Annotated in this window: 28 protein-coding genes; 17 read left to right on the forward strand and 11 right to left on the reverse strand. The window is 63.9% G+C overall.

Going from position 1 to position 23,378, the window contains the following annotated elements:
- Positions 1-55 precede the first annotated feature (55 nt).
- From P0R31_RS06035 to P0R31_RS06070, 8 genes are all read left to right on the forward strand, one after another.
- A complete protein-coding gene (locus P0R31_RS06035; RefSeq protein ID WP_275513244.1) occupies positions 56-538 on the forward strand; it encodes a chemotaxis protein CheW in 483 nt (160 codons plus the stop codon).
- A gap of 54 nt (positions 539-592) precedes the next feature.
- Positions 593-2,398 carry a methyl-accepting chemotaxis protein gene (locus tag P0R31_RS06040; protein ID WP_275513245.1) on the forward strand — a complete coding sequence of 602 codons (1,806 nt, stop codon included), beginning with the start codon at positions 593-595 and terminating at the stop codon, positions 2,396-2,398.
- A 140-nt stretch (positions 2,399-2,538) separates the two neighbouring features.
- Positions 2,539-3,393 (forward strand): CheR family methyltransferase, encoded by an 855-nt coding sequence (locus P0R31_RS06045; RefSeq protein WP_275513246.1) that lies wholly within the window; start codon positions 2,539-2,541, stop codon positions 3,391-3,393.
- A 16-nt stretch (positions 3,394-3,409) separates the two neighbouring features.
- Entirely contained in the window at positions 3,410-4,501 is a 1,092-nt protein-coding gene (locus P0R31_RS06050; RefSeq protein ID WP_275513247.1) for a protein-glutamate methylesterase/protein-glutamine glutaminase, read from the forward strand.
- A 5-nt stretch (positions 4,502-4,506) separates the two neighbouring features.
- Positions 4,507-6,234 (forward strand): chemotaxis protein, encoded by a 1,728-nt coding sequence (locus P0R31_RS06055; RefSeq protein WP_343299301.1) that lies wholly within the window; start codon positions 4,507-4,509, stop codon positions 6,232-6,234.
- 149 nt (positions 6,235-6,383) lie between these two features.
- Positions 6,384-6,827, forward strand: a complete 444-nt coding sequence (locus P0R31_RS06060) for a hypothetical protein (RefSeq protein WP_036011297.1) — start codon at positions 6,384-6,386, stop codon at positions 6,825-6,827.
- 159 nt (positions 6,828-6,986) lie between these two features.
- Positions 6,987-7,271: a hypothetical protein gene (locus P0R31_RS06065; RefSeq protein ID WP_275513249.1), complete on the forward strand. Its 285-nt coding sequence runs from the start codon at positions 6,987-6,989 to the stop codon at positions 7,269-7,271.
- Between the two features lie 135 nt (positions 7,272-7,406).
- Positions 7,407-7,853 (forward strand): CHRD domain-containing protein, encoded by a 447-nt coding sequence (locus tag P0R31_RS06070; protein WP_225151523.1) that lies wholly within the window; start codon positions 7,407-7,409, stop codon positions 7,851-7,853.
- Positions 7,854-7,896: 43 nt separating this feature from the next.
- Here the strand turns inward: P0R31_RS06070 and P0R31_RS06075 are convergent, their stop codons facing one another.
- The 4 genes from P0R31_RS06075 to P0R31_RS06090 all read right to left on the reverse strand — a co-directional run bounded on the left by P0R31_RS06075 (position 7,897) and on the right by P0R31_RS06090 (position 11,164).
- Positions 7,897-8,262, reverse strand: coding sequence for a VanZ family protein (locus tag P0R31_RS06075; RefSeq protein WP_275513250.1), 366 nt, complete (start codon positions 8,260-8,262; stop codon positions 7,897-7,899).
- Between the two features lie 318 nt (positions 8,263-8,580).
- Positions 8,581-10,173 carry an EAL domain-containing protein gene (locus tag P0R31_RS06080; RefSeq protein ID WP_430516800.1) on the reverse strand — a complete coding sequence of 531 codons (1,593 nt, stop codon included), beginning with the start codon at positions 10,171-10,173 and terminating at the stop codon, positions 8,581-8,583.
- Positions 10,174-10,616: 443 nt separating this feature from the next.
- On the reverse strand, positions 10,617-10,781 hold the full coding sequence (locus tag P0R31_RS06085; RefSeq protein WP_275513252.1) for a hypothetical protein: 165 nt from the start codon (positions 10,779-10,781) through the stop codon (positions 10,617-10,619).
- An 89-nt stretch (positions 10,782-10,870) separates the two neighbouring features.
- Positions 10,871-11,164, reverse strand: a complete 294-nt coding sequence (locus P0R31_RS06090) for a hypothetical protein (protein WP_275513345.1) — start codon at positions 11,162-11,164, stop codon at positions 10,871-10,873.
- Between the two features lie 911 nt (positions 11,165-12,075).
- Here P0R31_RS06090 and P0R31_RS06095 point away from each other — a divergent pair.
- The 3 genes from P0R31_RS06095 (at position 12,076) to P0R31_RS06105 (ending at position 13,415) form a co-directional block, all read left to right on the forward strand.
- The gene (locus P0R31_RS06095; RefSeq protein ID WP_275513253.1) at positions 12,076-12,378 is read left to right on the forward strand and encodes a hypothetical protein; all 303 of its coding nucleotides are present in this window, start codon (positions 12,076-12,078) and stop codon (positions 12,376-12,378) included.
- 41 nt (positions 12,379-12,419) lie between these two features.
- Positions 12,420-12,836, forward strand: coding sequence for a hypothetical protein (locus P0R31_RS06100; protein ID WP_275513254.1), 417 nt, complete (start codon positions 12,420-12,422; stop codon positions 12,834-12,836).
- Between the two features lie 357 nt (positions 12,837-13,193).
- On the forward strand, positions 13,194-13,415 hold the full coding sequence (locus P0R31_RS06105; RefSeq protein ID WP_275513342.1) for a hypothetical protein: 222 nt from the start codon (positions 13,194-13,196) through the stop codon (positions 13,413-13,415).
- A gap of 15 nt (positions 13,416-13,430) precedes the next feature.
- On the opposite strand, the gene P0R31_RS06110 is transcribed toward P0R31_RS06105, so the two are convergent.
- Positions 13,431-14,642 (reverse strand): hypothetical protein, encoded by a 1,212-nt coding sequence (locus P0R31_RS06110; RefSeq protein ID WP_275513255.1) that lies wholly within the window; start codon positions 14,640-14,642, stop codon positions 13,431-13,433.
- 208 nt (positions 14,643-14,850) lie between these two features.
- Here P0R31_RS06110 and P0R31_RS06115 point away from each other — a divergent pair, with 208 nt between their 5' ends.
- On the forward strand, positions 14,851-15,072 hold the full coding sequence (locus tag P0R31_RS06115; protein WP_275513256.1) for a hypothetical protein: 222 nt from the start codon (positions 14,851-14,853) through the stop codon (positions 15,070-15,072).
- Positions 15,073-15,137: 65 nt separating this feature from the next.
- Complete coding sequence (locus P0R31_RS06120) at positions 15,138-15,380, forward strand: hypothetical protein (protein ID WP_275513257.1); 243 nt, start codon at positions 15,138-15,140, stop codon at positions 15,378-15,380.
- 44 nt (positions 15,381-15,424) lie between these two features.
- Here the strand turns inward: P0R31_RS06120 and P0R31_RS06125 are convergent, their stop codons facing one another.
- A complete protein-coding gene (locus P0R31_RS06125; protein ID WP_275513258.1) occupies positions 15,425-15,802 on the reverse strand; it encodes a hypothetical protein in 378 nt (125 codons plus the stop codon).
- A 92-nt stretch (positions 15,803-15,894) separates the two neighbouring features.
- On the opposite strand from P0R31_RS06125, the gene P0R31_RS06130 reads away from it, so the two are divergent.
- Entirely contained in the window at positions 15,895-16,602 is a 708-nt protein-coding gene (locus tag P0R31_RS06130) for a hypothetical protein (RefSeq protein WP_275513259.1), read from the forward strand.
- 1 nt (position 16,603) lies between these two features.
- On the opposite strand, the gene P0R31_RS06135 is transcribed toward P0R31_RS06130, so the two are convergent.
- Positions 16,604-17,257: a hypothetical protein gene (locus P0R31_RS06135; protein ID WP_275513260.1), complete on the reverse strand. Its 654-nt coding sequence runs from the start codon at positions 17,255-17,257 to the stop codon at positions 16,604-16,606.
- 20 nt (positions 17,258-17,277) lie between these two features.
- The gene (locus P0R31_RS06140; RefSeq protein WP_275513261.1) at positions 17,278-18,015 is read right to left on the reverse strand and encodes a metallophosphoesterase family protein; all 738 of its coding nucleotides are present in this window, start codon (positions 18,013-18,015) and stop codon (positions 17,278-17,280) included.
- 193 nt (positions 18,016-18,208) lie between these two features.
- Here P0R31_RS06140 and P0R31_RS06145 point away from each other — a divergent pair, with 193 nt between their 5' ends.
- Positions 18,209-18,835 (forward strand): transglutaminase-like cysteine peptidase, encoded by a 627-nt coding sequence (locus P0R31_RS06145; protein ID WP_275513262.1) that lies wholly within the window; start codon positions 18,209-18,211, stop codon positions 18,833-18,835.
- Positions 18,836-18,846: 11 nt separating this feature from the next.
- Here P0R31_RS06145 and P0R31_RS06150 read toward each other — a convergent pair whose 3' ends face one another.
- The 3 genes from P0R31_RS06150 to P0R31_RS06160 form a co-directional block, all read right to left on the reverse strand.
- Complete coding sequence (locus tag P0R31_RS06150; RefSeq protein ID WP_275513263.1) at positions 18,847-20,121, reverse strand: hypothetical protein; 1,275 nt, start codon at positions 20,119-20,121, stop codon at positions 18,847-18,849.
- Between the two features lie 83 nt (positions 20,122-20,204).
- Entirely contained in the window at positions 20,205-20,480 is a 276-nt protein-coding gene (locus tag P0R31_RS06155; RefSeq protein ID WP_275513264.1) for a hypothetical protein, read from the reverse strand.
- A gap of 75 nt (positions 20,481-20,555) precedes the next feature.
- A complete protein-coding gene (locus P0R31_RS06160; protein ID WP_275513265.1) occupies positions 20,556-21,119 on the reverse strand; it encodes a hypothetical protein in 564 nt (187 codons plus the stop codon).
- Between the two features lie 275 nt (positions 21,120-21,394).
- Here P0R31_RS06160 and P0R31_RS06165 point away from each other — a divergent pair, with 275 nt between their 5' ends.
- Positions 21,395-22,597, forward strand: a complete 1,203-nt coding sequence (locus P0R31_RS06165; RefSeq protein WP_157285492.1) for a polysaccharide biosynthesis/export family protein — start codon at positions 21,395-21,397, stop codon at positions 22,595-22,597.
- Between the two features lie 166 nt (positions 22,598-22,763).
- Entirely contained in the window at positions 22,764-23,345 is a 582-nt protein-coding gene (locus P0R31_RS06170; RefSeq protein ID WP_275513266.1) for a hypothetical protein, read from the forward strand.
- The last annotated feature ends 33 nt before the right edge of the window (positions 23,346-23,378 follow it).

Consider the following 23,378-nt stretch of genomic DNA (forward strand, 5'->3'; position numbering starts at 1 on the left):
GGCCCCTAAGCCGGACCGCATTCATTTCCAAACCCCCGGATCCCTGGACTGCATCATGGCCGCAACTTCGCAATATCTGACGCTCGGGCTCGCCGGCGAGACGTTCGGCATCAGCATCCGCAATGTCCGTGAGATCCTCGACATGCGGCCGATCTCGCGGCTTCCGCACGCCCCGAGCTTCCTGCTCGGCATGATCGACGTGCGCGGCAGCGGCTATCCGATTGTCGACCTCCGGACCAAGCTCGGCCTGCCGAGCGTGGCCGCCACGGAAGCCACCCGCATCATCATCCTCGACGTGCCGATGAAGGATCGCCTGGTCGGCGTCGGCTTCGTCGCCGATTGCGTATTCGAGGTCACCGACATCGACGAGCAGGCGATCGAGCCGGTGCCGGAAGTCGGTGGGAAATGGCAGTCCGACTATGCAGCCGGCATCGGCCGCAAGGGCGAGAAGTTCGTCGTGATCTTCGATCTGGCCAAGCTGATGGCCAACGAGGAGATTCCCGGCCGGGCCGGCGCGGAGGCCCCGCGGGCCGCCTGAGTTCTAGTGCGAAGCGTTGCAGATCGTAAGCACCCACAATCAATGAGACAGAAAATGAGATTCACCGTCAAATCCAAGCTAGCGAGCGCCTTCGGCGTGGTCATCGCGCTGTCCATGACCGCTGGTGCGGTCGGCTACATCAAATTGTCCGAGATGATCGCGACCGCCGACCAGCTGGTCAGCCGCTCCAATCGCATTGAGAGGGCTGCCGAACTCAAGGAGGGCGTGCTGTTCCTGTTGCGCGACGAGAAGAACGCGATCCTCGCCGCGACCGACGCGGAGAGTGACGAGATCGCCGCTGGTCTCGTCAAGACCCGCGAAGCGATCACCAAGTCCAAGGACGAAATCTACTCCGCCGCGAGCGAAGGCGGAAAGAAGCTGATCGATAGGTTCTCGGCGGCATTGGGCAGGATGAATGCGTTCCAGGACGAGACAATCAGGCTGGCCCGCACCGACAAGGCGAAGGCCCTCGAGCGCTCGATGCGCGAAGGGCGCAGGTTGGTCGAAGATGCGCTGGAGAGCGTTGACGGCTACATCAAGTACGCGAAGAAGAACATGGCCGACCAGGCGGAGCAGTCAAAGCAGGACGGCGTGCGAGCCGAGATGCTGCTGATCAGCCTGGTCATCGCCTCGCTTCTGATCGCGGTCGCTTCCGCGACGTGGATCGCCGTCAATATCAGCCGCGGGTTGGCCCGTGCAGTCGGTCTTGCCAATGCGGTGGCGGTCGGCGACCTCAGCCAGAAGATCGCCGTGTCCAGCAATGACGAACTCGGCGATCTCGTGTCATCTCTCAACGCGATGACCGCCAACCTGAATGCCACCGCCGCGATCGCCAACGAGATCGCGCAAGGCAACCTGACCGTGGAAGCCAGGCCGCTGTCGGACAAGGACACGCTGGGCCTCGCGCTGGAACGCATGATCGAGAAGCTTCGCCACATTGTGTCAGAAGCTCTCACCGCGGCGCAGAACGTCTCGGCCGGCAGCCAGGAACTGTCCGCCAGCGCCGAGCAGCTCTCGCAAGGCGCGACCGAGCAGGCTTCGTCCGCAGAGGAGGCCTCCTCCTCGATGGAGGAGATGGCTGCGAACGTGAAGCAAAACGCCGACAACGCCAGCCAGACCGAGAAGATCGCTGCGCAGTCCGCCAAGGATGCGGAAGCTTCCGGTGCTGCGGTCGGCCGCGCCGTCAACGCGATGCAGACCATCGCCGAGAAGATCACGATCGTCCAGGAGATCGCGCGCCAGACCGATCTGCTCGCGCTCAACGCGGCCGTGGAAGCCGCACGCGCAGGCGAGCACGGCAAGGGCTTTGCGGTGGTCGCCTCCGAAGTGCGCAAGCTCGCCGAACGCAGCCAGGCGGCTGCGGCCGAGATCGGCACGCTGTCGACCGACACCGTCAAGGTGGCACAGGAGGCCGGCGCCATGCTCTCCAAGCTCGTTCCGGACATCAAGAAGACGGCCGAGCTCGTCGAAGAGATTACCGCAGCCTGCCGCGAACAGGACGTTGGCTCGGCCCAGATCAACCAGGCGATCCAGCAGCTCGACAAGGTCGGCCAGCAGAACGCCAGCGCATCCGAGCAGGTGTCCTCGACTTCCGAGGAGCTCGCCTCGCAGGCCGAGCAGCTGCAGTCGACCATCGCCTTTTTCCGCATCGAGCAGGGCGCAAAGAGCCAGGCCGCCGCGCCGATCGACCGCGCGGTCAACCAGCTGCGTGCCAAGGCGGCCACCATGGCAGCCGCCGAACGTCCGGCGAAGAAGCCGCAGGCCAAGCCGGCGCGCGCCGTGAAAGCTGCCGGTGGCGGCGGTTTCGCCTTCGACCTGAATGACGGCGAGGACGATCGCGACGCCGATTTCCAGCGCTGAAGTCACCAGATAATCGACCCGCCTTTACGGGGCGGGTCGACCTATCGTCCGTAACGGCGTGAACGCGTGAGACGTAAGATGGCCCCAACGGCCCGACATTCAGTGCAGGCGACGGCCATACCGGACGGGGGCATGCAGCCATGATGCCCGCCCTGCAGGATACGGCCGTGCACCTGTCGGACCGCCACTTCCGGACCATCGCCGAATTGATCGAGAGCCAGGTCGGCATCAAGCTGCCGCAGGGTAAGCGGCTGATGCTGGAGGGGCGGCTGCACAAGCGCGTGCGCGCGCTGAACTTCTCCGACCTCAACGAATATGTCGAGAACCTGTTCGAGGCGGATCATTTCGAGACCGAGCTGACCCATCTCATCGATGTGGTGACGACCAACAAGACCGACTTTTTCCGCGAGCCGCAGCACTTCACCTTCATGCGGGACGTCGCGGTCCCCGCCTTGCTCAGATCGCACGGACGGAAAGACGCCAACCTGAAGATCTGGAGCTCGGCGAGCTCCACCGGCATGGAGGCCTACACCGCCGCGATGGTGCTGGATGACATGACGCGGAACGGCTCGCGATTCCATTACCGCATCCTCGGCACCGACATCTCGACTGCGGTGCTGCGCCTCGCCAGGACCGCGATCTACACCCGCGACGTGCTCGCGCCGGTGCCGGAGCCGTTCGTGAAGCGCTATTTCTCGTCCTCGCGCGACAAATCGCGCGGCGAAGTGCGGATCATACCCGAGCTACGGCGCATGACGCACTTCATGAGGATGAACCTCATGGACAAGTCCTATCCCGTCGATCGCGACGTCGACATCATCTTCTGCCGCAACGTCCTGATCTATTTCGAGCGCGAGACCCAGCGCAAGGTCGTCGAGCAATTGTGCGGCCATCTGCGTCCGGGCGGCTATCTGCTGGTCGGGCATTCGGAATCGATGATTCACAGTGCCGTGCCGGGGCTGAAGCAGGTTCAGCCAACCATCTTCCAGGTCTAGGCGGAGCGCAACCACGATGCCGAGGGAGAAAGTTCGCGTTCTGATCGTGGACGATTCGGCGTCGGTGCGCCAAATCCTGCTGACGATCCTGAGTGAAGACCCCGAGATCGAGGTGATGGCGACGGCGTCCGACCCGTTCGTGGCGGCCAAGCGGCTCGAGAAGGAGCTGCCCGACGTCATCATTCTCGACCTCGAAATGCCGCGCATGGACGGCATGACTTTCCTGCGCAAGATCATGGCGCAGCATCCGATCCCGGTGATCATCTGCTCCTCTCTGACGGAAGAGGGCTCGAACGTGATGTTCGAGGCGTTCGAGGCGGGGGCGGTCGACATCGTGCCGAAGCCGAAGATCGACACGCGGCAGGCGCTGCTCGAATGCTCGACGCGGCTGCGCGAGGCCGTGAAGTCGGCGGCGCGCGCCCGGGTGCGCCCGCGGGCGGAACGCCGCGCGATCGAGAAGAAGCTGACCGCCGATGCGATCATCCCGCCGCCGGTGCCGGGCAAGGTGCGGCCGACCACGGAACGCATCGTGTGCATCGGCGCCTCGACCGGCGGCACCGAAGCGCTCAACGACGTCCTGGAGATGCTGCCGCCGCATTGTCCGCCGCTTCTCATCGTCCAGCACATGCCGGCGGGCTTCACCGCGGCCTTTGCCAAGCGGCTCGACGGCATCTGCCAGATCAGGGTCAAGGAGGCCGAGGACGGTGAGCCGGTGCTGCCGGGCTGGGCCTATATCGCGCCCGGCGCGCGGCACATGCTGCTCCAGCGCATCGGCCTGCGCTATCAGATCGCGATCAAGGACGGGCCGCCGGTGTCCCGGCACCGCCCCTCGGTCGACGTGCTGTTCCGCTCCGCCGCCCAGCATGCCGGCGCCAACGCGCTCGGCGTGATCATGACCGGCATGGGCGATGACGGCGCGCGCGGCATGCTGGAGATGAAGAAGCTCGGCGCCGCGACGCGCGCGCAGGATGAAGACAGCTCCGTGGTGTTCGGCATGCCCAAGGAAGCCATCGCCCATGGCGGTGTCGAGAAGGTCGTTTCGCTGCACCAGATCCCGCGCGAGATCATGCTCTGGTATCAGGCGGGACATCCTGCGGTGGCAGGCTGATGGCAATGTCGCTCATTCCGGCCAATACGCTCACCGAGGCGATCGCAGGGATCGAGGACGTCTCCTCGCGCATCGAGGACGTGTTCGCGCGCGTCGGCCACGAGCTCGGATGCGGCCATCTCATCTTCAAGGAGCTGAACCAGGGTCTCGCGGTGCTTTCCGCCGAGCTCTCCGGCGCAGAGATCGAGGGCGCTGCGACGGCACTGCAGGAGATCGCCGCGCGGCTCAGCGAGCTGGCGCAGGCGCTGCCGGCCGAGACCGCGCTGCTCGAGACGATCGGCAGGAGCACGGCGGAGGCGTCCACTCTGCTCAAGCCGCTATTCAAGCACATCCAGATGATCACCATCATCGCCCGCAGTGCGCGGATCGAGGCGGCCTCGCTCGATGGAGATCGCGAGGGCTTCCTCGCCTTCACGCAGGAGGCCTACGATCTCGGCAAGGCGGTGCAGGGTGCGATCGCGGGCTGCGCGCGCGATCAGCAGCACCTGTCGGAGGCGGTCGCCACCGCATTCGGCCGGCAGAAGGAGTTCGAGGGCCGTTACCGCAATCAACTGGCCGCGGAGAGCGCCGAGCTCGGCTCCGCCCATTCCGGCCTGCGCGACCAGCGCGGCAACAGCAGGCACCTCGCCGATCTCGCGAGCGCCAGCACCAGGAAGATCGCCGAGGCCGTCGGCAGCGCGATCATCTCCCTGCAGGCCGGTGACAGCACGCGCCAGCGCCTCGAGCACGTCTCTTTCGGCCTCCGCCTCGCTTCGGGATCCGCCCCGAGCCTCGTTCCGGAACCTGTCGCCAGCGGGGACGGCGCGCGCGCGATTTGCCAATTGCAGGCGGCCCAGCTCAGGGATGCCCAGCGCGAGTTCGGCGGCGACATCGGCCAGATCGTTCGCGCGCTGACCGCCATCCTGCATGACGCGGGCAGTGTCGTCGGCCACGGCCGCACGCTGTTCGGCGGCGAGGACGGCGGCTCGTCCTCGTTCCTGGCGCGCATCAAGCAGACGCTGGCGCACGCCTCGGCCCTCATTACGACCTGCGAAGGCGCCGGCCGCTCCGTGGACGAGGCGCTCGCGATCGTCGAGGATACGCTGACGAAGTTCCGCCAGGCGATCGCCGGCCTCGCCGAGGCGACGGTCGACATCACGCTGATCGGCATGAATGCGGGCCTCAAGGCGAGCCATCTCGGCAGCCGCGGCAGCGCCTTCGTCGTCATCGCCAACGAGCTCAAGGCCACCGCCGACCAGGTCTCGCTGGGAGCGGGACGCTTGAGGCCCGTGCTCGACGGCATCGAGCGCTCGGCGACGGAACTGAAGCAGCTCCGCGTGCAGGGTGATCCCACCCAGCTCGCCAAGCTCGAGCCGCAGATTCTCCAGGCGCTGCGCGAGGTCGAGGCCGGCAATGAACGGCTCGGCAAGCTGATGAGCCGGCTCGTCGATGAAGGCGCGGAGTTCGAGCGGCTGATGAACTCGGCGCAAGGCCTGATGAGCACGCTAGGCGAAGATTCCGCGGCGTTGCCCGCGGTCGCCGCGCGGCTCGAGACCGCGAGCGCGGGCGCCCAGAGGCCGCGGCCGCAGGCGCAGGACGAGGCGATGCTCGACGAGCTGTTTGCGCGCTACACGATGGAACGCGAGCGGGACGTCCACCGCCAGTTCCTGCAGACGCTCGGGCTGAGCTCGCTCGCCACCACGCGCCGCGTCGAAGTCGTGGAAACGGCTGACGACGGCATCGAATTGTTTTGACGTCGCTGCGTGCCGCCGGGTGCGGCCGCAGAAATTTAACGGATTGATTTTGCAGGGCGTTAACCGTGGCGGAATGCTCGCCGTGTCTGTCATTGTCGCGCCTCAAGCTTCGTTGCAAATACGCGTGGAAATTACGGGTGGATGTTTCCATGCTGAAAGAGGGCAAATACGCGGCGTGGTTCAGAACCGCGCACGCGCAAGGCACCGGGATCGTGCATCTGGCCCAGGGACGGATCTCGGGCAGTGACAGCTTCTTCAACTATGGCGGCTCCTATCAGTTCGACAACGACCGGCATTTCACGGCCGTCCTGACCACGCGGCGACATGCCGACGGGCCGCCGACCGTGTTCGGGCTCGACGAGGTCGAGGTCGAGCTCTCCGGCGTTTATAGCGGGGCGATGGCGACCTGTTCGGGAACGGCCCGCCAAGCGCCCGACGTGAGATTCGAAGCGACGCTGATCTACAGCCAGGAAGAGGCGCCGGCTCCCGACCCCCGGGGCGCGGTCGTGAAGCTCAAGGCCGACAAGCTGCCCAAGAGGCTCGACAGCCGTTCACGGCCGCGGCATCCGTTCACGACGGGCGCGCCCAAGTGACCGTGGATCGGCAACAAGCTGCGGCGGTTCACCCGGGCTCGCGTCTGCGCGGCGCTTAGCATTGCGTTGACGTTGTTGGCTCGAATTCGCGCTGCAGCAACTCCGCATTCAGAAGCGAGAGCTATCTAGTCTGCGATAGATCAAGCGTGGTGGAAGAACATGCCTCAAATCTGGATGACATATGACGAACTCGGCGCGCTTTGCGGCTGCGATGCAACGGAAGCCCGGGACCGCGCCATCCATCTGTCGCTCGATCGTCGCAGGAGTCGCGACGGTGCAACGCGCGTCAAGCTCGATCTGGCGCTGACGGCCAAGTTCTTCGCATCCGTCCGCGAGGCGGATTTCGATCTCGACTGCGCCATCGAAGCGCTGCACGACACCCACCGGAAGATGGCCGAGCTCCTGGTTCCCTCCGAGCGTCACACGGGGCGCGGGGCGGCTTGAGCGGCGCGTGATGCGCTTGCGAAGGCCAATTCCTGCGAGCGTTGTCCCGAATCAGCATAAGCTCTGCGGTGGAATGTCCGGCAGTCCTCGGTGTTTTTCATCGCCGGAACCAACGAAATCCGCAGGAGGAAGTGCATGAGCAAAGCCGTGTGTCGACGGTCCGTGGCACTGTTGGGGGCATTGGCGCTGGTCGGAGGCGTCAGCGCGACGAGCGGAACGGCAGGTGCGGAGGTCGTGAAGCTGCGAGCGGAGCTCAAGGGAAGCAATGAAGTGCCGCCGAACAGCTCGACCGGGTCGGGCAAGGCGGAGGCGAGCTACGACACCGAAACGAAGGTCCTGACCTACCTCGTCACCTTCACCGGGCTGACGGGACCGGCGATAGGAGCGCATTTTCACGGCCCCGGCGAGGCCGGGAAGAATGCCGGCATCGCCCTGCCGTTCAAGACGGCGCAAAGCCCGATCGAAGGCAGTGCCACCCTCACCGAGGCGCAGGCGGCTGATCTGTTGGGCGGAAAATGGTACGCGAACATTCACACGGCCGCCAACCCAGGCGGTGAGTTGCGCGGCCAGATGATGAAGTAAGGACCGGGTCGCCCGCTCATTCCGCCGAGGCAAGCTCGCCGTTTCAGGCAGGTGGTCTGGGCAGGAACGCCAGGATCATCTGGGCGAGCATGACGCCCACCGTGCCCCCTGCCGCCTTCTGCAGCACGTCGAGAAAGCCCGGATCGCGGTCGGGTATGAACGCTTGCATCAGCTCCAGCCCCATGGCGACCGCGATAACGAGCGCGCAAGCGAGGCTGAACCGTCCCGGCAGCAGGAACGACAGCAGGAAGCCGAGCAGGCCATAGGCGCTGAAGCGCTCGATCACGACGACCCAATAGGCCTCGTGGTGACCCATGAGTGCAGGCCGGCCCGACAGCTTCGCCAGCGTGGCGTAGACGATCAGCGCCAGACAGATGCTCGCGGCTGCTATGAGGTGGCTCCTGCTCATGGTGCCAACATACAAGCTTGCTCGCCGCTCCGGTTCGAAAGCCGAAAACATCGTTAGAAAGTATCGTTAAAGCCTCTGCGGCGTGGAAGTTTATCGCATTTGAGAGTTTTTCGCTGCGGCCATCCTTCGAGACGCCCGCTTTAGGCGGGCTCCTCGGGATGAGGGCGGAGTGCGCGGCAGCAGTTTCAACGGGCACTGACGCTGATTAGCCTCATCCTGAGGAGGCGCGTCAGCGCCGTCTCGAAGGACGAGGCGTGCGCGCAGGCCGCCGCCACAAGTCATATGCGATAGCCCCTGTGCGGCGATGGGGCCGGCCAGTCAGGCCACCAAAGCCGTCGTACCGGATGTCGCCGTGCCCGGCTGCGCAATCCGACGCGACTCGATGAGCTCATTGAATTTGGCGGCCGGCAGGGGCGGCGCAACCAGATAGCCTTGGCCTTCCTCGACGCCGGCGGCGAGCAATGCGCGGAGCTGCTCCTCGGTCTCGATGCCTTCGGCGACCACGCTCATATTGAGGTCATTGGCGAGCGCCACCAGCATCTCCACGATCGTGGTCGTCGATGCGTCCGCCGTGATCGTATCCACGAAGAACTTGTCGATCTTGATCGTATCGGCGCCGAGGCCCTTCAGCCGCGACAGTCCGCTATGGCCGACGCCGACATCGTCGATGGCGACGCGGAAGCCGCGGTCCCGCAGCTCGGCGACGACCGAAGCGGCGCGCGCGAGATCATCCAATTCATCGCGCTCGGTGATCTCGACCACGATCTGGCGCGCGGAGACGCGCGCCGTCAGAACCGTGCGCCGCAGTGTTTCGATGAAGCCGGCACTCAGGAGGTGCTTGGGGACGACGTTCAGCGACAGCTTGAAATTCTTGTCCGCCCTGAGCAAGGGCCTGAGCTCGGTGAGCGCCGATCCCAGGATCTGCCAAGTCATCGCCTGGATGCGTCCGCTGGATTCGGCGAGCGGAATGAAGTTCATCGGCGGGACCACCGAGCCGTCGCGGCGCAGCCAGCGAACCAGAATCTCGCAGCCATTGATCCGGCCTGTCCGGAGATCGAAGATCGGTTGGTAATATGGCTTGAATTCGCCGGCCGTCAGCGCCCGGTCGAGATCGGCGACAGGCCCCTCCATGCGGCGGTTGCGTGCCAGCAGGACGCCGAAGATCGCGCCAAGTCCGAGCGCCACTGCGAGCGTCGGCCAATAGGCCTCGTTGTTCCAGCTCGACAGCACCGCGTGCTCGACATGGATCCTGGCATGAAGCGGGAGTCGAGCGGATGCTCGCTCGAAGCCGATCGGCGCCGGCAGAGACTTGCCGGCCTCGGTCTGGAATTCGCCGAGCTTCTCGCCATTGCTCAAGGCGAGGATCACCTGGCTGTGCGCGCGCAGCTCGGCCGGCATGATGTCGAACAGGCTGGCATTGACGCCGACAATGGCGACCAGGGCGGAGTTGCCATTGACGTCCCTGAGCACGCCCAGGGCGTCGCCGCCGAACTGCTCGACGCGGAACAGGGAAAGCGTCTTGTCGCGCGAAGGCAGCATGTCGCGGCGATCCACCCATCCCTTGTCGAATTCGAGCGTCTCGGAATAGGCCGAGCAGATCACCGAGCCGTCCGGCTTGACCAGGCGGACGTCCTTGATCGTCGAGCGCTGGTAGACGTGCAGGCGGATGGCTTGCAGCGCCGCTGGCTCGCAGTTGGCGAAATTGCGCCGCGCGAGCTCGTCCAGGCTGCCCGCAGCGAAATCGACCGCAAGCTCCGATCGGCGCAGAACCACCTCGGTGAGCTCATTGAGCTGATGCGCCTGGTGCTGGCGAATGACGGCGCCAGCGGCGAAATGGCCCGCCAAGGCGAATGCCATTGTGCTCGCAAGCACGAGCGCCGCAAACGGAAGGCTTGGTCGCAGCAATCTCATCTGGCTCGGGCGAAAAAGGGCGGGGCGGAATTTTTGAGCAAGGCGTTGAGATTGATCCTAGCCAGCGGGGGCTAAGATAGGGTTTAACGTAAAGACCAGCCCGAAGGCCTGCCCCCGCCAATCGTCTGGCGGCTCAGGGCGAGAACCAAGCATGGAAAGTTGAGCAATATGATCAGGACGTTAAGTTTCGTCGTGGCGTTGACAATCGGGAGCTCTGTGGCCTCGGCGCAGGGGACCAAGGACCAGCCATCGGGAACGCAGCCCACGTCCGCGACGCGCAGCGGCACGGGCACGAATTCCGGATCTGACACGATGGGCGGAGCCTTCAAGGGAACGGGGACGCCGAGCTACGGAACCAGCCCCGGCATGGGGTCCCAGAAGAGGACGCATAATTAGGTTGGGGCGGCTGGGCGGGCCGGAGCAGGCAACCCGCTCGATCGACCTTACTGTCCGAGGCGATGGCGGACCGGAATGCCTCCCGGATAAGGGCGGCTGGCCCTGTCGATGCGGGGCGCCGCGCCATCGCGGGTGGCCTGCAGCCGGAGCACCACGAAGGCGATGTTGAGCGCCAGCCAGACCAAGACTGCGGAAATGGCAAAGTGGAGCACTGCCAGACCTCGCTGTGAGAGCCGGACCAACATCCCAAGGTTGATTTTGTTCCGGTTCGCTTCGGCGATGCTGTGCCGCGCTCGCGCAATCAGCTTTTCTTGGCCGCCTTCGACTTCAGCGAAAGACCAAGCCGCAACGCCATGCGCCTGATCGCATCGGGCGAGCGCCCGAGAACTTTCGCTGCCTGCTCCAGCGAGGTTGAAGACTTGGCCAGCTCGATGAGCCGGCGATCTTCCTTGAACGACCAGGGCCTGCGCGCCATAACCGAAATGATCCTCTCGTCGACACAACGACAAAGCCGCCAAGCGGACCCATGTTCGCTCGACGGCTTTGCTTGGGTGGGGCCGAGCTTGGGGGAGCCCGGTGCGAGATGGATAAACAATCGCCGAAAGTTCGCAACAAACAACGCGGGTTAAGCTAACCTCTCAACCTTACCGCGATGAAGTTGGTGCATGGCGCTCCGTAGAAGCACGGATGTTTCGTCAGAATTGTTGTCTGCGATGGCCGCCAGAAACGTTCGAGAAACATATCGGCCTCTCGTGCAGATCGCGGCTGTGCCCGACGACAACGCATCCAGCTACTTCGTTCGAAGGCTGCTGCCGCCGTGAACACGGGTTAACATCGCCCGCTGGATATCGCCCTCGAACGATGAGAGATTTCGTCATCCTCTGGGGCTCGCGGTTCGTGCAACGACCAAACTTCAAGCACCGCGTTGCACAAACTTCATCTTCCTCTGACAAAACTTTCAGCGCCGATGATCTTGAAGTTCTCAGAACATCACGTTGAAATGTGCCGGGAGGAGCGTTCCGATCATTGGGAACATTCCAAATGCTTGCAATTCTGGTTTTGATTTCGATCTTTGCAGCTGGTTTTTGCTGCGGCTTTGGCGTACGGGCGTGGCGCTCGCGCAGGCGATCGGCGCGATATCGTCTCTATGCGCCCTACACGCCGGCAGCGATGGGGGCCAAGCAGAGCGAGCACCCATCGTAGTGGCACAGCCTGGCCGCGATGAGAGTGCACGCCGATCCTGCCGTGGGTCGGATAACCATGCGCAGTTAGGTTAACGCGCTGCGGCGCTTGAGAGCTTCGGAAAGGCAACCTAGAACGTAACAATTCATGGCGAGAGTTTGGCCGCCTGTATTTTTCGCGGCTCGCATAGGTGGGCGTGAATGGCGTATTTGATTGCGTTGCTGGGCGTGACTTGCGTCCTCATTTTGATCGCGTTTGTTCGTAGCTTTGAGCGGCGACTGAAGGATCGTTCGGGGCCTTGGATCATGAACGAGGGCTCTGCGAATGACTGATCAAATGACCGATCAAAAGCACAACGCGCCGCGCAGGTATTTCGTCGACGCCCAGGGGCATCGCGTGCTGATTGGCCTGTCTCCGAAAGAGACGGCGGAGTTCGAAGCGCTGGATCTCGAATCGAACGAGACAGGGCAATTCATATCCGAGGTCCGTGCGCGAAAAGGAGCCGCTGGCGACGGCGAGGTCCGCTGGCACGAGCTCTATTCCAAGCACGAGCGAGCTTGGCGGGCATGGATTGCACAAAGCCAGACCGGACGGGCGCCGGATTCAGGATTTGTTAACTACGTCTGACCGATGGTACCCGTCTGGATCTCGTATGTGGGATGGCCCGGATGTTTCAGCTGTTCCTGAGAGCGCGCGCACACAATCTTCTCGGCTCCCGCCGCGAGGACAAAACCTTCAAGGCCCGCTCGGCCGAGCGTGATGCGGAGACCGACCGCGTGCGGATCGGTGCCGTTCTGGCCGCGCTCGAAACGGCCTTGCAGGAGGCGGAGAGGGAGCAGGCCGGACTCAACCGGCGGGTCGACGATGCGCTTGCGCGTGCCTCCGTCACCTTCGGAAACGGCACCGATGAGTATCTCGAGCGGGAGGCGCTCGATAATTATCATCAGGATCTCTTCGCGGCCGACATCTCGAACGGCCAGCGCCGGCTCAAGGAATTGGCGAGCAGCATTGCCCACTTGAAGTTCGTCAAGACGGCAATGCTCACGCGCTTTCCCGATTTCAAGCCGCCGCAGCTGAACAGCTAGTCACGCGTCTGCGGCCATCCTTCGAGACGCCCGCTTTCAGCGTGCTCCTCAGGATGAGGAGGGAATGCGCGGCAGCAGCAATTTCAACGAGCACCGACGCCAAATGGCCTCATCCTGAGGAGGCGCGCAAGCGCCGTCTCGAAGGACGAGGCGTGAACATAGTCGCCGTCAGGAGGCGCCGCGGTAGCCCTACCGGCACGTACGGCAGATCGCACGACACTTCACCGGTTTGCCGTTTGGTGCTTCGATCCTTTTTGATATGATTACGAAAATCATTGATGGATTGAAGGAGCGTAAGAGGTGCCAGTCAAAAATTTGCGGACGTTGGTTGGATTGACAGGTGCTTTGACATTGGCCGTGCCGGCGACGGCCTCGGCCATCACTGCCGAAGTGGCGCGGGCATGCGATGCCGCAGTGGCCAAGGCCTTCCCGCCCAGGCAGATCGGCAACCCAGCGGCCGGGAGCGCCAAGGGAACGGGCAAGGATCAGCGCGAATACTTCCAAAAATGCGTGGCCAACAACGGCAAGGTCGACGACATGCCGGCCGCCGCGCCCAAGGACAACAAGCCGGCCAAATAGAAGACAAAGGCTGTGTTAGCGCCGGGGCGGCGGGCAGGGCGAGTGGAACGCGCCGTTCGCCGCATTGATGCGCTCGACGCATTGGTTGGGATCGGTGATCGTCCCAGCGATGGTGAAGTCATAGCCGATGCCCCTGACCACCACGACGTAGCGGCCGGGCGCGAGCGTGAAGCCGTCTTGCTCCGGTTGCAGCAACAGCATTCTCGACTGGTCGTCAATCGGACCTACCTTGTAGGGGTAGGACATGCTGCGGATGACCCAGGAATCGCCGGCGCTGACCATGGCCGCCTTTCCGGTGGCATCGATGCCCATCGCTCGCGAGACTTTTGCGATCACCCGAACTTCGGTCCCGCTGGCGTCGATACCCCCGTCGGGCCTGAACACGATGAATTTGACGTCGCCGTTCATCAACGTGGTCGCGCTCGGCGTGTTGATGGCGGCCGAGATCGCGACCCGCCGGTCCGGAATTTTTCCGGGCACCGGCTTCAGCTCATGGAGCTGGCCCTCGCTCAAGGCGTAGACGCCGAACGTCGTCGGCAAAGGCATCGAGGGGTGCGCCGCCGGCGCCGGCTCCTTTGCGCTCTCCGGGATTCGTTCAGCGGTCTCGCTGGCCGAGGGAGTCGGAATTGCGGTCGGCTGAGGCTCCGGGCTCTTGGCTGTACGTTCAGGCTGCGCCACCTGCGATGATGCCGTCAGTTGTGCCTTCAGCCGCGGCCAATACACGACCGCGGTGCCGGCGCCCGCAACGAGCAGGAGAATCGCGGTCAATCGAATGAGAGACTTGAAAGCGCCGCTCCGTTTGGGTTGGTCCGGCGATCCCGGCGGTGCGGCAGGACGCCGCGGCGTCTCGGCAGCCATCGGAATGGCTGATGACGCCGAGGCAGCGAGCGTCGGAATGGGCGGGGGGACGGGGACGTTCACCGGTGGAGAATTCGCCACGGGGACCGAGGCATCCCCGGGGGGTGAAGACTTCTCGCTTCGCTCAAAGGCGCGTTCGACCTCCCGAATGGCGCGTTCGAGGACTTGCTGAAGCTCTCGCGCTTCCCGCGCGTCGGCGTGGGTGAATTGTTCCAGAAGCTTGACGCGAGCCAGCTCGTAGACGACATCCCGCATCTGCCTGGGGTCGCCGGAGACTTCGCGAATCCGCTCCGATAACAGGCGGACGAGTCCGGCCTTGATCTCTTGCGCCTGCGAGGCGTTGGCTGCGGTGTCGCCGGTCTCGGTCATCAAGACCGATCAACTAGCCCGGATGGTGCTGTTTCGCTAGGCTTTTTCACCCCGGCTTGCCTCTGCGGCGGTAGATCGCTTTGATGTTCCGATCCGCACAGCTCCCGGGTGATCGTCTCGAAGAGCTTGCTTTTGAGCAGAAACGTGTGACATTTCGTCCAGCTTATCTTTCCGGTGTTTGACCATGCGCGGCGTTTTGACGGCAATCATGTTTTCGGCCCTTCTGGTTCAGTCTGCGTCTGCGCAAGGAACCAAGGATCAGGCCAACACCACCAGCTCCAGCATCGTGACGACACCCGACAAGAAGAAACAGACCACACAGGCCGCCTCGCGGCCGACCGCCGTCCGGAATGTGTCGGGAAGCCTTCCGGCCGGACGGGCGGCCCAAGGCGTCTGGCGGAACGGCAAGCTGGTTGCCGTGCCTCGGTGAAGGCAACGCAACTGTGAAGGAACGGTGTTCACCTCCCTGACGTTCTTGCTCGGGAGATGCCGCATATGAAACGAATAGTCTTGATCACACTCGCCCTTGTCGTGCCCGGCGGCGCCTGGGCCCAGGGCGTCAGCGATCCGTCGACGCCCAATCGCAACGTGATCATCGTCAATCCGTCGCAGCCCGCGCGCCCCAACGCGACGCGGAATATTCCGAGCCGGATCGAGCCTCCTGTGACGACTTACGGACGGGCCCGGCCCTATCACGGAAACACAACGCGGGGCAGCGGCTCGAGCCGCCGCTATTAGGGCGTTTTCGGGCGAAGTGGATACCGTTCGCGTCGTGGGCCTGCCTATTGCGGATTGACCTCGACCTCCAGGGTCGACGTCCCGGGATCATGACGGTTCTTGCCCGAAATCAGCAGCGTGAACTTATCGGCGCCTCGCGCTTCGCTTTCTGCAGAATAGCGAAAGCCGGACCCGACCACCGCCAGCTGTCCCCGTGATGGCCCGCTCACGACGGATACGTTGAAGATCTGCATGTATGACCAACGCAGTCCCTGGATGCAGTCTGCGCCAGGCGCGATCGACATCGTCCATTTCACCGTATCCTGCGACAAGGCGAAGGGCGTGCGCTCCTTGATGCACAGGGGGCTGGCGTGAGCCGTGAGGGCGGACATGGCATACGCCGCAACGGCAACACGCAACAACGATACCAGGCTTGCACGCATTCTCGGCAACTCCATCGACTGATGCCGAAGTCTAGCAGCGATGGCCTAACGAGGCCTTAGAACGACGCCATTGTCCTTGCTGTGCTCATCCGATGCTGATCGCAGATGGTCGATCATCGGTCGGTCTCTCTCCGGATCATGGCATACTAGCCCTGTTTTGCCCGACGGATCAAGGCGGATTTCGGGAAATTCGTAACCCATTGATTCGGTTGGTGCCGGCTACTGTGCATGGGGTTGTTTTTCGTCTTTTTGAAAGGAGGGCCGCCGCGTTCCGAAAATGTTGCAATTGGCAGCCGCATCAGCTGAAATTGCGGCTGCCGCTCGGCCCCATCGGAGTCATCGGAGTCATCGGAGTGCGACTCGTCCGCTGCAAGTCCCTGTCAGACCGCCGGAGACCGGCGCGGACGCCGGTTCAGGCGGCTGTGGCAGCCGCTGTCGGATTGGCTCTCTATGCCTGCCCGCTCTCATGCCGAGCTCAGACCCAGCCGGAGCCGTCCATCAACGACTATCTGCCGCCAAGCGAGCCGGAAGCCTCGCGCGACGAATGGCGGCAGCGCATCGAGGATGCGCGGCGCCGTGCCAAGGAGGTTGCGCGCGCGCGGCGCGAGCATCCGGAGTTCTACAAGCCCGTTCCGGAAGATCCGGATATCGTCGCGACCGAACGTCTCCTCCGCGACGACAGCCTGCAGCAAGGCGACATCGTCGCGACCAAGAAGGGCATGTTCGTCTATCAGGGGCGATCCGACCAGCCGCGCCGCGATCAGGACTTCGTGCCGGTCAACCCGAAATCCGTGCGCTGAGCTAATACCGGCGCAGGATCTCGTTGAACTTGGGATCGGTGACCTTCGTTGACTCCAGCAGCAGCGACTTGCCTTGCGGATTTGCCTGCACATAGGCCGCGATCAGCAGCGGCTCGTAACGCGAGCGGCTCGCCAGCGCCGAGCGGATGTCGGATTGCGCCAGCAGCTTGATCTCCTCGTCGGTTGCAGCGGCGCTCGAGGTCACGGTGCGGACGCGTGAGAAGGCAACGTCGATCGGCACCGACCCGGTGAGGTACGACATCTTCACCGCAGGCGTGACCGCCTCGCCGGCCTGGGCCTGTAGCGTGCCGAGCGTGAGCCAGAGCGCCGGCCTGATCGGTGAGACTTTCAAGGCTGCCACGACGGCGGCTTGGGCCGTCTTGTTCTCGCTGGCCCTTCCGCCTGCCTCGGTCGACGGACGGTGCAGAACGTCGGCGGCCATCGCCGCCGCGTAATTCGCCAGGAGGTCGCCATCCCACGAAACGGATGCCAGGCTGCCCGCGGCCGCGAGCTTGGCCTTGTCAGGCGGAATCTCGCCCGAGAACAAGTCGCTGGCGCGAAAGTTCGGCCGTACGAGATCGCCATAGAACGTCATGCCGGCGTGGAGCGCCAGCGCGATCGCGGTCAAGATACCAATGGCGCGAAGCGTGATCACCGAAGTTGCGGCCTAAGCTTTCAAATGGCGAGAAGACTATCGCCTTGGATCGTCAATAGCGTCAAGTTGCCGGTCGCGTAGGCGCCGGTGTCGATGTTGATGCGGTTGGGGCGGATATCGGGCGCGCTGACCGGCGTATGGCCGTGCACGATATATTTGCCGAAGCGCTCCTCGGAGGCGAGGAATTCCTCGCGGATCCAGAGCAGGTCCTCATCCTTCTGGCGATCGAGCGGGACGCCCGGTTTGACGCCGGCATGGACGAAGAAGAAGTCGCCGCAGGTAAAGGACGAGGGCAATTGCTGGAGGAAGGCGAGGTGCTCCGGCGGGAGCGCACGTCTCAGTCCCTCGATCAATTCGACCTGCTGCTCCGCGGAAGGGTTCATGGTCGGCGTGACACCATAGGAGACCAGCGTCAGCAGGCCGCCATAGTGGCGCCACTCCTGCAGGCGGGCGGGGTCCTTGAGGACCTCGAGCAGGAAGACCTCGTGGTTGCCCTTCAGGCAGACCGTCTCGTGCGATTTCGAGCGCGCGATCAGGAGATCAAGAACGGCGCGCGAGTCCGGGCCGCGATCGACATAGTCGCCGAGAAAGACCTGAATGGCGCGTTGGGGAGCCGAGCGGGCGAGATCGACGTCGATCACGGTTAACAGCGACTGAAGCAAATCGGCACGGCCGTGCACGTCGCCGATCGCATAGACGCGGACGCCGTCGGGAAGCCGAGGCTTGGTCTTCTTTCGAAAGCGGGAGGAAAGGCCCATCAGGTCGGTCGAATCGCTTCCAGCGTCACGAGCGGAACGTCGTGACCGCTCTTAGCAGAACAAGTCACACATCGGTATTCTTAATTGTTTCCGACCGATGAGCCCGTATTTTGATTAAAGCCTCGCTTGGCCTTTGAGCCGTATTTCAAGAGGTCTCGCGTAGCGTCTCCCCAACAAGAACGGGGAGCGCGACATGCGCAAAGTGGTAAAGTTCCTGGCGGCCGTGGCCGCAATCGCGGTTGCTGCGGGGGTGCAGCAGAAAGCGGAAGCCGCCTTCGTCGGCGCGCCCCTGGGGCTGCGCGGCGCCATCCACTACATCAAGTTCGACCAGCCGACGTTGGCGCCGATGGCGTTCACCATCTTCTGCCTGAAGTACAAGGACGAGTGCAAACCACGTCCGCAGCAGATCGTCTTCCGCGGCGGCCGCCTGAAGCTCACGGCCGAGCGCATGGCGCAGATGCAGGAGGTCAACCAGCGGGTCAACACCGCGATCCGTCCCGAGCCCAACCTGGAAGGGCTGCGCGGCGAGAAATGGCTGCTGCATCCGACGAGCGGCGACTGCAACGACTATGCCGTGACAAAGCGCCACGATCTCATCGCCAAGGGCTTTCCAGCGCGCTCGGTGCTGCTGAGCGAGGTCGTCACCAGCTGGGGCGAGCATCATCTCGTGGTCGTGGTACGCACCTTCTCGGGTGATCTCGTGCTGGACAATCTCTCCGGCCACATCATGCCGTGGTCGAAGAAACCCTATCGCTGGGTCCGCATCCAGTCGCCCAAGAACCCGAACTACTGGGCCTCGCTCGGTGACCGCGCGGTCTGATCAACTGCGCGCTATCGTGATCCGGATTGGCTGACGCTCTGCGACAGTCCGAGGCCGACGATCACCGAAAGACAGAGGATTGCTGCCGGGTGCAGCAATCCGGGACCCGCAAAGCTCTGAACGAGCGCAAACAGCACACAAGCCGCGGCCGCCGCCGGAAAGAACGAGTCGCGTCCGCGCTGCAGGGCGCCGACGAACAGGCGCACTAAAGCGAGCAGGCTCACCGCAATCATGGCGACCAAGCCGACCCAGCCCATCCCCGAGAACAAGGATGTGGCCGCCGAGGGCGCGGTCAGGACGGCGCCGGCATCGCTCTGATAGATCCTGCCCACCGCAGCAAAAGTCCCGGCGCCGGCGCCGAACCAGCGGGTGTCGGCCAGCATCCGCTCAAGCGCGGCCTTCGTCTCGGCCCCCATCTCCGGGACGAGCCGCAGGAGTATCGGTCCGGAGCTCTTCTCGAACAGGAAGGTCAGCACGATCGCCGCGCCGGCCAGGGCTGCCACCGACAACGCGCTCGCGGCCAATGGCGACAGATCCAGTCTGCGGATCACGAGGATCAGCAGGATCAGCACGACGCCAAAGCTTGCTGCGACCGCATTGTTGGTGCCGGAAAAACCAAAGACCGCAGCTGCGCTGATCAAGGCCCCCGCAAGCCCCAATAGACCAAGCACGATCGAGCGAGGTAGCGAATGACGGGTTTCGGCTCGCTCTGCGGCAAGTTGCATGACCGCCAGGTTCAGGATCAGACCGAAACCGGCCAGAGTTGTTGCCAGCTCGGACGTCGCGGTGGCTCCTGCCACTGCCGGCGCGAGCCGATGCAGATCCAGGGTTAAGGCCGAGACGGCGGTGACGCCAGCCAGGACAAACAGCACCAACTCGGCGCGGCCACGATCGCGAACGACGACAATCGTTACGCCGAGCAGCGCGATCGCTGCCAGTGCCAGCACCAATGCATTCACCGTCAAGCCGATATCGGCCGTGATCGGCCCGAACGAGAGGCCACCGATCACCTCGTGGGCGCTGGCCCAGATCGGATGCGCAACGCGCAGCGGAAGCGAAGCAAGCTGGGCCGCGATGCACAGCGGAATGGCGACCAAAATCCAGCGGCCCCAGGAGGTCGCACGGAGATAGTGCTCGTAGTCGGCCTTTCGCGCGCTCAAGGCGGCGGCCAGCAGGCCTAACGCTGCGGCCATCGTCCCGAGCTGCGCCCCCAACGTGGCGCCGGCGATTTCGAGAGCGGTAGCGGAAACGATGGAAACGATGAGGGCGAAATAGGCGAGGGACAAACGGCGCTCGACAAGGAATCCTGAAACGGTCAGGTCACCATACAAGCGAGCCGTGCGTTTTCAAACAGAGGCCTGCGTCACGATCAGCGGGTGGCCTTGACCGGTCGACCGAAGACGCGGGTCGCGCGTGCGGCCGCAAGGGCAAAGCGCGCCCCCGAACCGAAGAGGTAACCGCCCTGGAGGGCGATGGCGGCAAATGCCGCGGCCTTCATGCCTCCAAGGAAGCCAAGGCTCGTCATCATGCTGACCGGCAGCATGGTGAGCACCAGCGCAATTGTGACCGGCAGGAGCACGAACACGCGAAAGCGTTGGCCCAGCACGGCACCCGTGAGAAAGCTGAAAATCAAAAAGGCGGTCATCCGAAACACTCTCCGTGCTCCGGACCCTAAGTTTCCCGCCTAAAAAGACCCTTAAGTTGTATGGCTAAATTTGGCCTATTGGCCGCAATTTGCCAGCAGCGCATGATAGGCCTCCCGCAGCCCGTTGAGCGCCACCATACCCTTGATCTCGCTGTCGCCTTCCCGGACCACCACGGCCAGCGAGGCCGTCGTCTGCCACTTCCCGGCGGCAAAGGCCGAGACCTCGTCGGGCAACAGCACGGCGGCGCCCGCGGCCGCCATGCTGGCCTCAAAGGTCAAGGTGCCGCCGCCGCTCGCGGCAATGGTCACCTTAGGCCGGCTCCGGGGCGGGAAGGGCCGGATCAGCGCCACTAGCACGTCGACCTTCCCCTTCGGGGCGCAGCGGACGATCAGGCCGGCGAAGTCCGGATCCGACTGGGTGGTGTCGGCGGTCTTCGTGATGGCCGCGAAGCTTTCGCCGTCCTTGGTCCCTTGGGTTCGGGTGAATTTCCACACGGAAGTGGACGCAGGGCCGGCCACCTCAACAGCGGCCACGCCGCGACACCGCGCCCCGGCGTTGCCAGGGCAGGCGACGGCGGGGCGATCGGCGGCGCCAAAGAGGGAGCCCGCCAACAGCGGGATCAGAAGGAGGCCAGACACGGGGTTTCCTGCTCTTAACGGCCCAGCCTTAGCAGACGGTGGCGAAGCCAAGAAGCCTTGCCTCCGCCACATCGAGCCCTTGAGTCGGGCGCTTTGCCCTCGAACCCGGCACACGAAATACAACAAATAGTCACAAAGGGTTAAACTAGGCTCCAAACAGTGGCCCACACGCAACACTGGCCGACGGATCGCCCCGTTAACCACCGGGAACCCTTGTCGCACCACCCCCTAGGCCGTACCAATTTACGTCACTTGGGGACCCACGGGCGCGATTCATGTCATCTATTGCCAAGACCTATGTGTTGAAGCCAGCTTTTCTGCTGGCCGCTTTAGCGCTCGGGGCCTGCTCGACCAATCCGGGGTCGGGACCGCTCACCGACGACGTCAACAACAAGATCCAGACCGAAAATGCGCCGGCCTATGAGCTGGTGCCGCTCAATCCGGCGACTGTGAAGATCCTGCACACGCACGAGCCCAAGGGCCTCGCCGGCGTCTTCACCGACCGCCGTCCGCCCGCGAGCATCGTGTTCGGCATAGGCGACGTCGTCAGCGTCACCATCTTCGAAGCCGCGGCGGGCGGTCTGTTCATCCCGGCGGAAGCCGGTGTCCGCCCGGGTAACTATGTGACGATCCCGGATCAGTCGGTCGACAATGACGGCTTCATCACCGTGCCCTATGCGGGTCAGATCAAGGCCGCGGGCCTGACGGCGGTCCAAATCCAGCGCGCGATCGTCGAGAGGATCGGCAACCGCGCCATCGAGCCGCAGGCGGTCGTGGCGATGTCCTCGCAGCGCACCCAGCTGATCAGCGTGCTCGGCGAAGTCAACTCGCCGGCGCGTTATCCCGCGAGCGCGGCTGGTGCGAAGGATCGCGTGCTCGATGCGATCACCCGCGCCGGCGGCATCAAGGGCCAGGGCTTCGAAACTTGGGTCATGCTGGAGCGTGGCGGACGACGGGCCACCGTGCCATTCGAAAATCTCGTGATGGCGCCCGAGAACAACGTCTATGTGCGCCCCGACGACAGCATCTACGTCTATCGCGAGCAGCAGAAGTTCCTGGCATTCGGCGCCAGCGGCCAGAGCGGCGAGTTCAACTTCGATGCCTGGCGCATCAATCTCGGCGAAGCGGTCGGCAAGGCTGGCGGCCTCCTGGATGGCCAGGCCGATCCGGCGGCCGTCTATCTCTATCGCCGCGAGCCGCGCGAGGTTGCGGCCCAGCTTGGCATCGACGTGAGCAGGTACACCTCGGAGACGATCCCAGTCATCTTCAACGTGAACTTCCGCGATCCCGGCGGCTTCTTCCTTGCCACCAAGGTCATGATGAAGAACGGCGACATCATCTACGTCTCGAACTCGCGCAACGTCGAAGTTGCCAAGTTCCTGAACTACCTGCGGGTGATCATGGCGACCGGCAGCGATAGCATCAATCTCGCCAACGACGCCCTGATCTTCCGCAACAACATCAAGCTGGCGCCGTAAGTCGCCGACTTGACCGGCCAAAAACGATGGCACCGGGGCTTTGTCCCGGTGCCATTTTCGTTTAGCAATCGAAGTGGTTCTGCTGCGCCGACGAGCCCGGGATCTGGATCAAGGCGCCACTCGGCGTGCCGGTCATCGGTCACCCCGCGGTCTTGCAAGGGGCTTCATGCGCTTTCGAACGTTTCGCCGTCTTCTGGCTCTGAGTCTTGTTGCCTCCGTCCTTGCACCGGTCGGGCCGGTGCTCGGCGCTGCCGCGGAGCTGGGCGTCCGCCACCGCATCGACGTGATGGTGTCCGCCGAGCCCGATGCTCCCGTGCTGTCGCGCCTCAAGGGCGCCAAGGGCGAGCTGTCCTTCACCGTCCGCCTCTCGGCGAACTCCAAGGAGAGCAAGTTCTTCGGGATGCTGCGCCCGTCCTTCCCCGACATCGTCGTGCCCGACGGGCCGGGCAAGCCGCTGGTGCATCAGACCAAGCTCTGGGAGGAGGAGATCTGCCATCAGCGCCGCGGCCTGCCGAAGGTCACGGTGACCCAACTCGGCGGGCATTTTGCGCAAGGCGAGGGGCGGATCGAGATTTCCGCCATCAACCGGCACATCGGCGTCCTGGTCCCGCCCGACGAATTAACCCCCGGAATAAAACTCGATCAGGGGAGTGATAGCTTTGGACTATTCTACGCGTTCCGCGCGCAGAGCCGGAACAGCCGCCTCAACGTGGATCTGAAGATCTATCCCATCGATTGCTTCCTCTAAGCCCAGAGCACAGCTCGCAAGAACGACGATGCG

It is taken from the genome of Bradyrhizobium yuanmingense (assembly GCF_029167105.1).
In the GTDB taxonomy this organism is placed as follows: domain Bacteria; phylum Pseudomonadota; class Alphaproteobacteria; order Rhizobiales; family Xanthobacteraceae; genus Bradyrhizobium; species Bradyrhizobium yuanmingense_A.

What these genes read in the sequence shown, in the direction of transcription:
- P0R31_RS06035 (WP_275513244.1), top strand. Translation starts at nt 56, where the DNA reads ATGGCCGCAACTTCGCAATATCTGACGCTCGGGCTCGCCGGCGAGACG.
- P0R31_RS06155 (WP_275513264.1), bottom strand. Translation starts at nt 20,480, where the DNA reads ATGACCGCCTTTTTGATTTTCAGCTTTCTCACGGGTGCCGTGCTGGGC.
- P0R31_RS06075 (WP_275513250.1), bottom strand. Translation starts at nt 8,262, where the DNA reads ATGAGCAGGAGCCACCTCATAGCAGCCGCGAGCATCTGTCTGGCGCTG.
- P0R31_RS06080 (WP_430516800.1), bottom strand. Translation starts at nt 10,173, where the DNA reads ATGAGATTGCTGCGACCAAGCCTTCCGTTTGCGGCGCTCGTGCTTGCG.
- P0R31_RS06110 (WP_275513255.1), bottom strand. Translation starts at nt 14,642, where the DNA reads ATGACCGAGACCGGCGACACCGCAGCCAACGCCTCGCAGGCGCAAGAG.
- P0R31_RS06065 (WP_275513249.1), top strand. Translation starts at nt 6,987, where the DNA reads ATGCCTCAAATCTGGATGACATATGACGAACTCGGCGCGCTTTGCGGC.
- P0R31_RS06115 (WP_275513256.1), top strand. Translation starts at nt 14,851, where the DNA reads ATGTTTTCGGCCCTTCTGGTTCAGTCTGCGTCTGCGCAAGGAACCAAG.
- P0R31_RS06050 (WP_275513247.1), top strand. Translation starts at nt 3,410, where the DNA reads ATGCCGAGGGAGAAAGTTCGCGTTCTGATCGTGGACGATTCGGCGTCG.
- P0R31_RS06140 (WP_275513261.1), bottom strand. Translation starts at nt 18,015, where the DNA reads ATGGGCCTTTCCTCCCGCTTTCGAAAGAAGACCAAGCCTCGGCTTCCC.
- P0R31_RS06120 (WP_275513257.1), top strand. Translation starts at nt 15,138, where the DNA reads ATGAAACGAATAGTCTTGATCACACTCGCCCTTGTCGTGCCCGGCGGC.
- P0R31_RS06130 (WP_275513259.1), top strand. Translation starts at nt 15,895, where the DNA reads ATGCTGATCGCAGATGGTCGATCATCGGTCGGTCTCTCTCCGGATCAT.
- P0R31_RS06125 (WP_275513258.1), bottom strand. Translation starts at nt 15,802, where the DNA reads ATGCGTGCAAGCCTGGTATCGTTGTTGCGTGTTGCCGTTGCGGCGTAT.
- P0R31_RS06100 (WP_275513254.1), top strand. Translation starts at nt 12,420, where the DNA reads ATGTTTCAGCTGTTCCTGAGAGCGCGCGCACACAATCTTCTCGGCTCC.
- P0R31_RS06095 (WP_275513253.1), top strand. Translation starts at nt 12,076, where the DNA reads ATGACTGATCAAATGACCGATCAAAAGCACAACGCGCCGCGCAGGTAT.
- P0R31_RS06055 (WP_343299301.1), top strand. Translation starts at nt 4,507, where the DNA reads ATGTCGCTCATTCCGGCCAATACGCTCACCGAGGCGATCGCAGGGATC.
- P0R31_RS06060 (WP_036011297.1), top strand. Translation starts at nt 6,384, where the DNA reads ATGCTGAAAGAGGGCAAATACGCGGCGTGGTTCAGAACCGCGCACGCG.
- P0R31_RS06040 (WP_275513245.1), top strand. Translation starts at nt 593, where the DNA reads ATGAGATTCACCGTCAAATCCAAGCTAGCGAGCGCCTTCGGCGTGGTC.
- P0R31_RS06165 (WP_157285492.1), top strand. Translation starts at nt 21,395, where the DNA reads ATGTCATCTATTGCCAAGACCTATGTGTTGAAGCCAGCTTTTCTGCTG.
- P0R31_RS06045 (WP_275513246.1), top strand. Translation starts at nt 2,539, where the DNA reads ATGATGCCCGCCCTGCAGGATACGGCCGTGCACCTGTCGGACCGCCAC.
- P0R31_RS06145 (WP_275513262.1), top strand. Translation starts at nt 18,209, where the DNA reads ATGCGCAAAGTGGTAAAGTTCCTGGCGGCCGTGGCCGCAATCGCGGTT.
- P0R31_RS06170 (WP_275513266.1), top strand. Translation starts at nt 22,764, where the DNA reads ATGCGCTTTCGAACGTTTCGCCGTCTTCTGGCTCTGAGTCTTGTTGCC.
- P0R31_RS06070 (WP_225151523.1), top strand. Translation starts at nt 7,407, where the DNA reads ATGAGCAAAGCCGTGTGTCGACGGTCCGTGGCACTGTTGGGGGCATTG.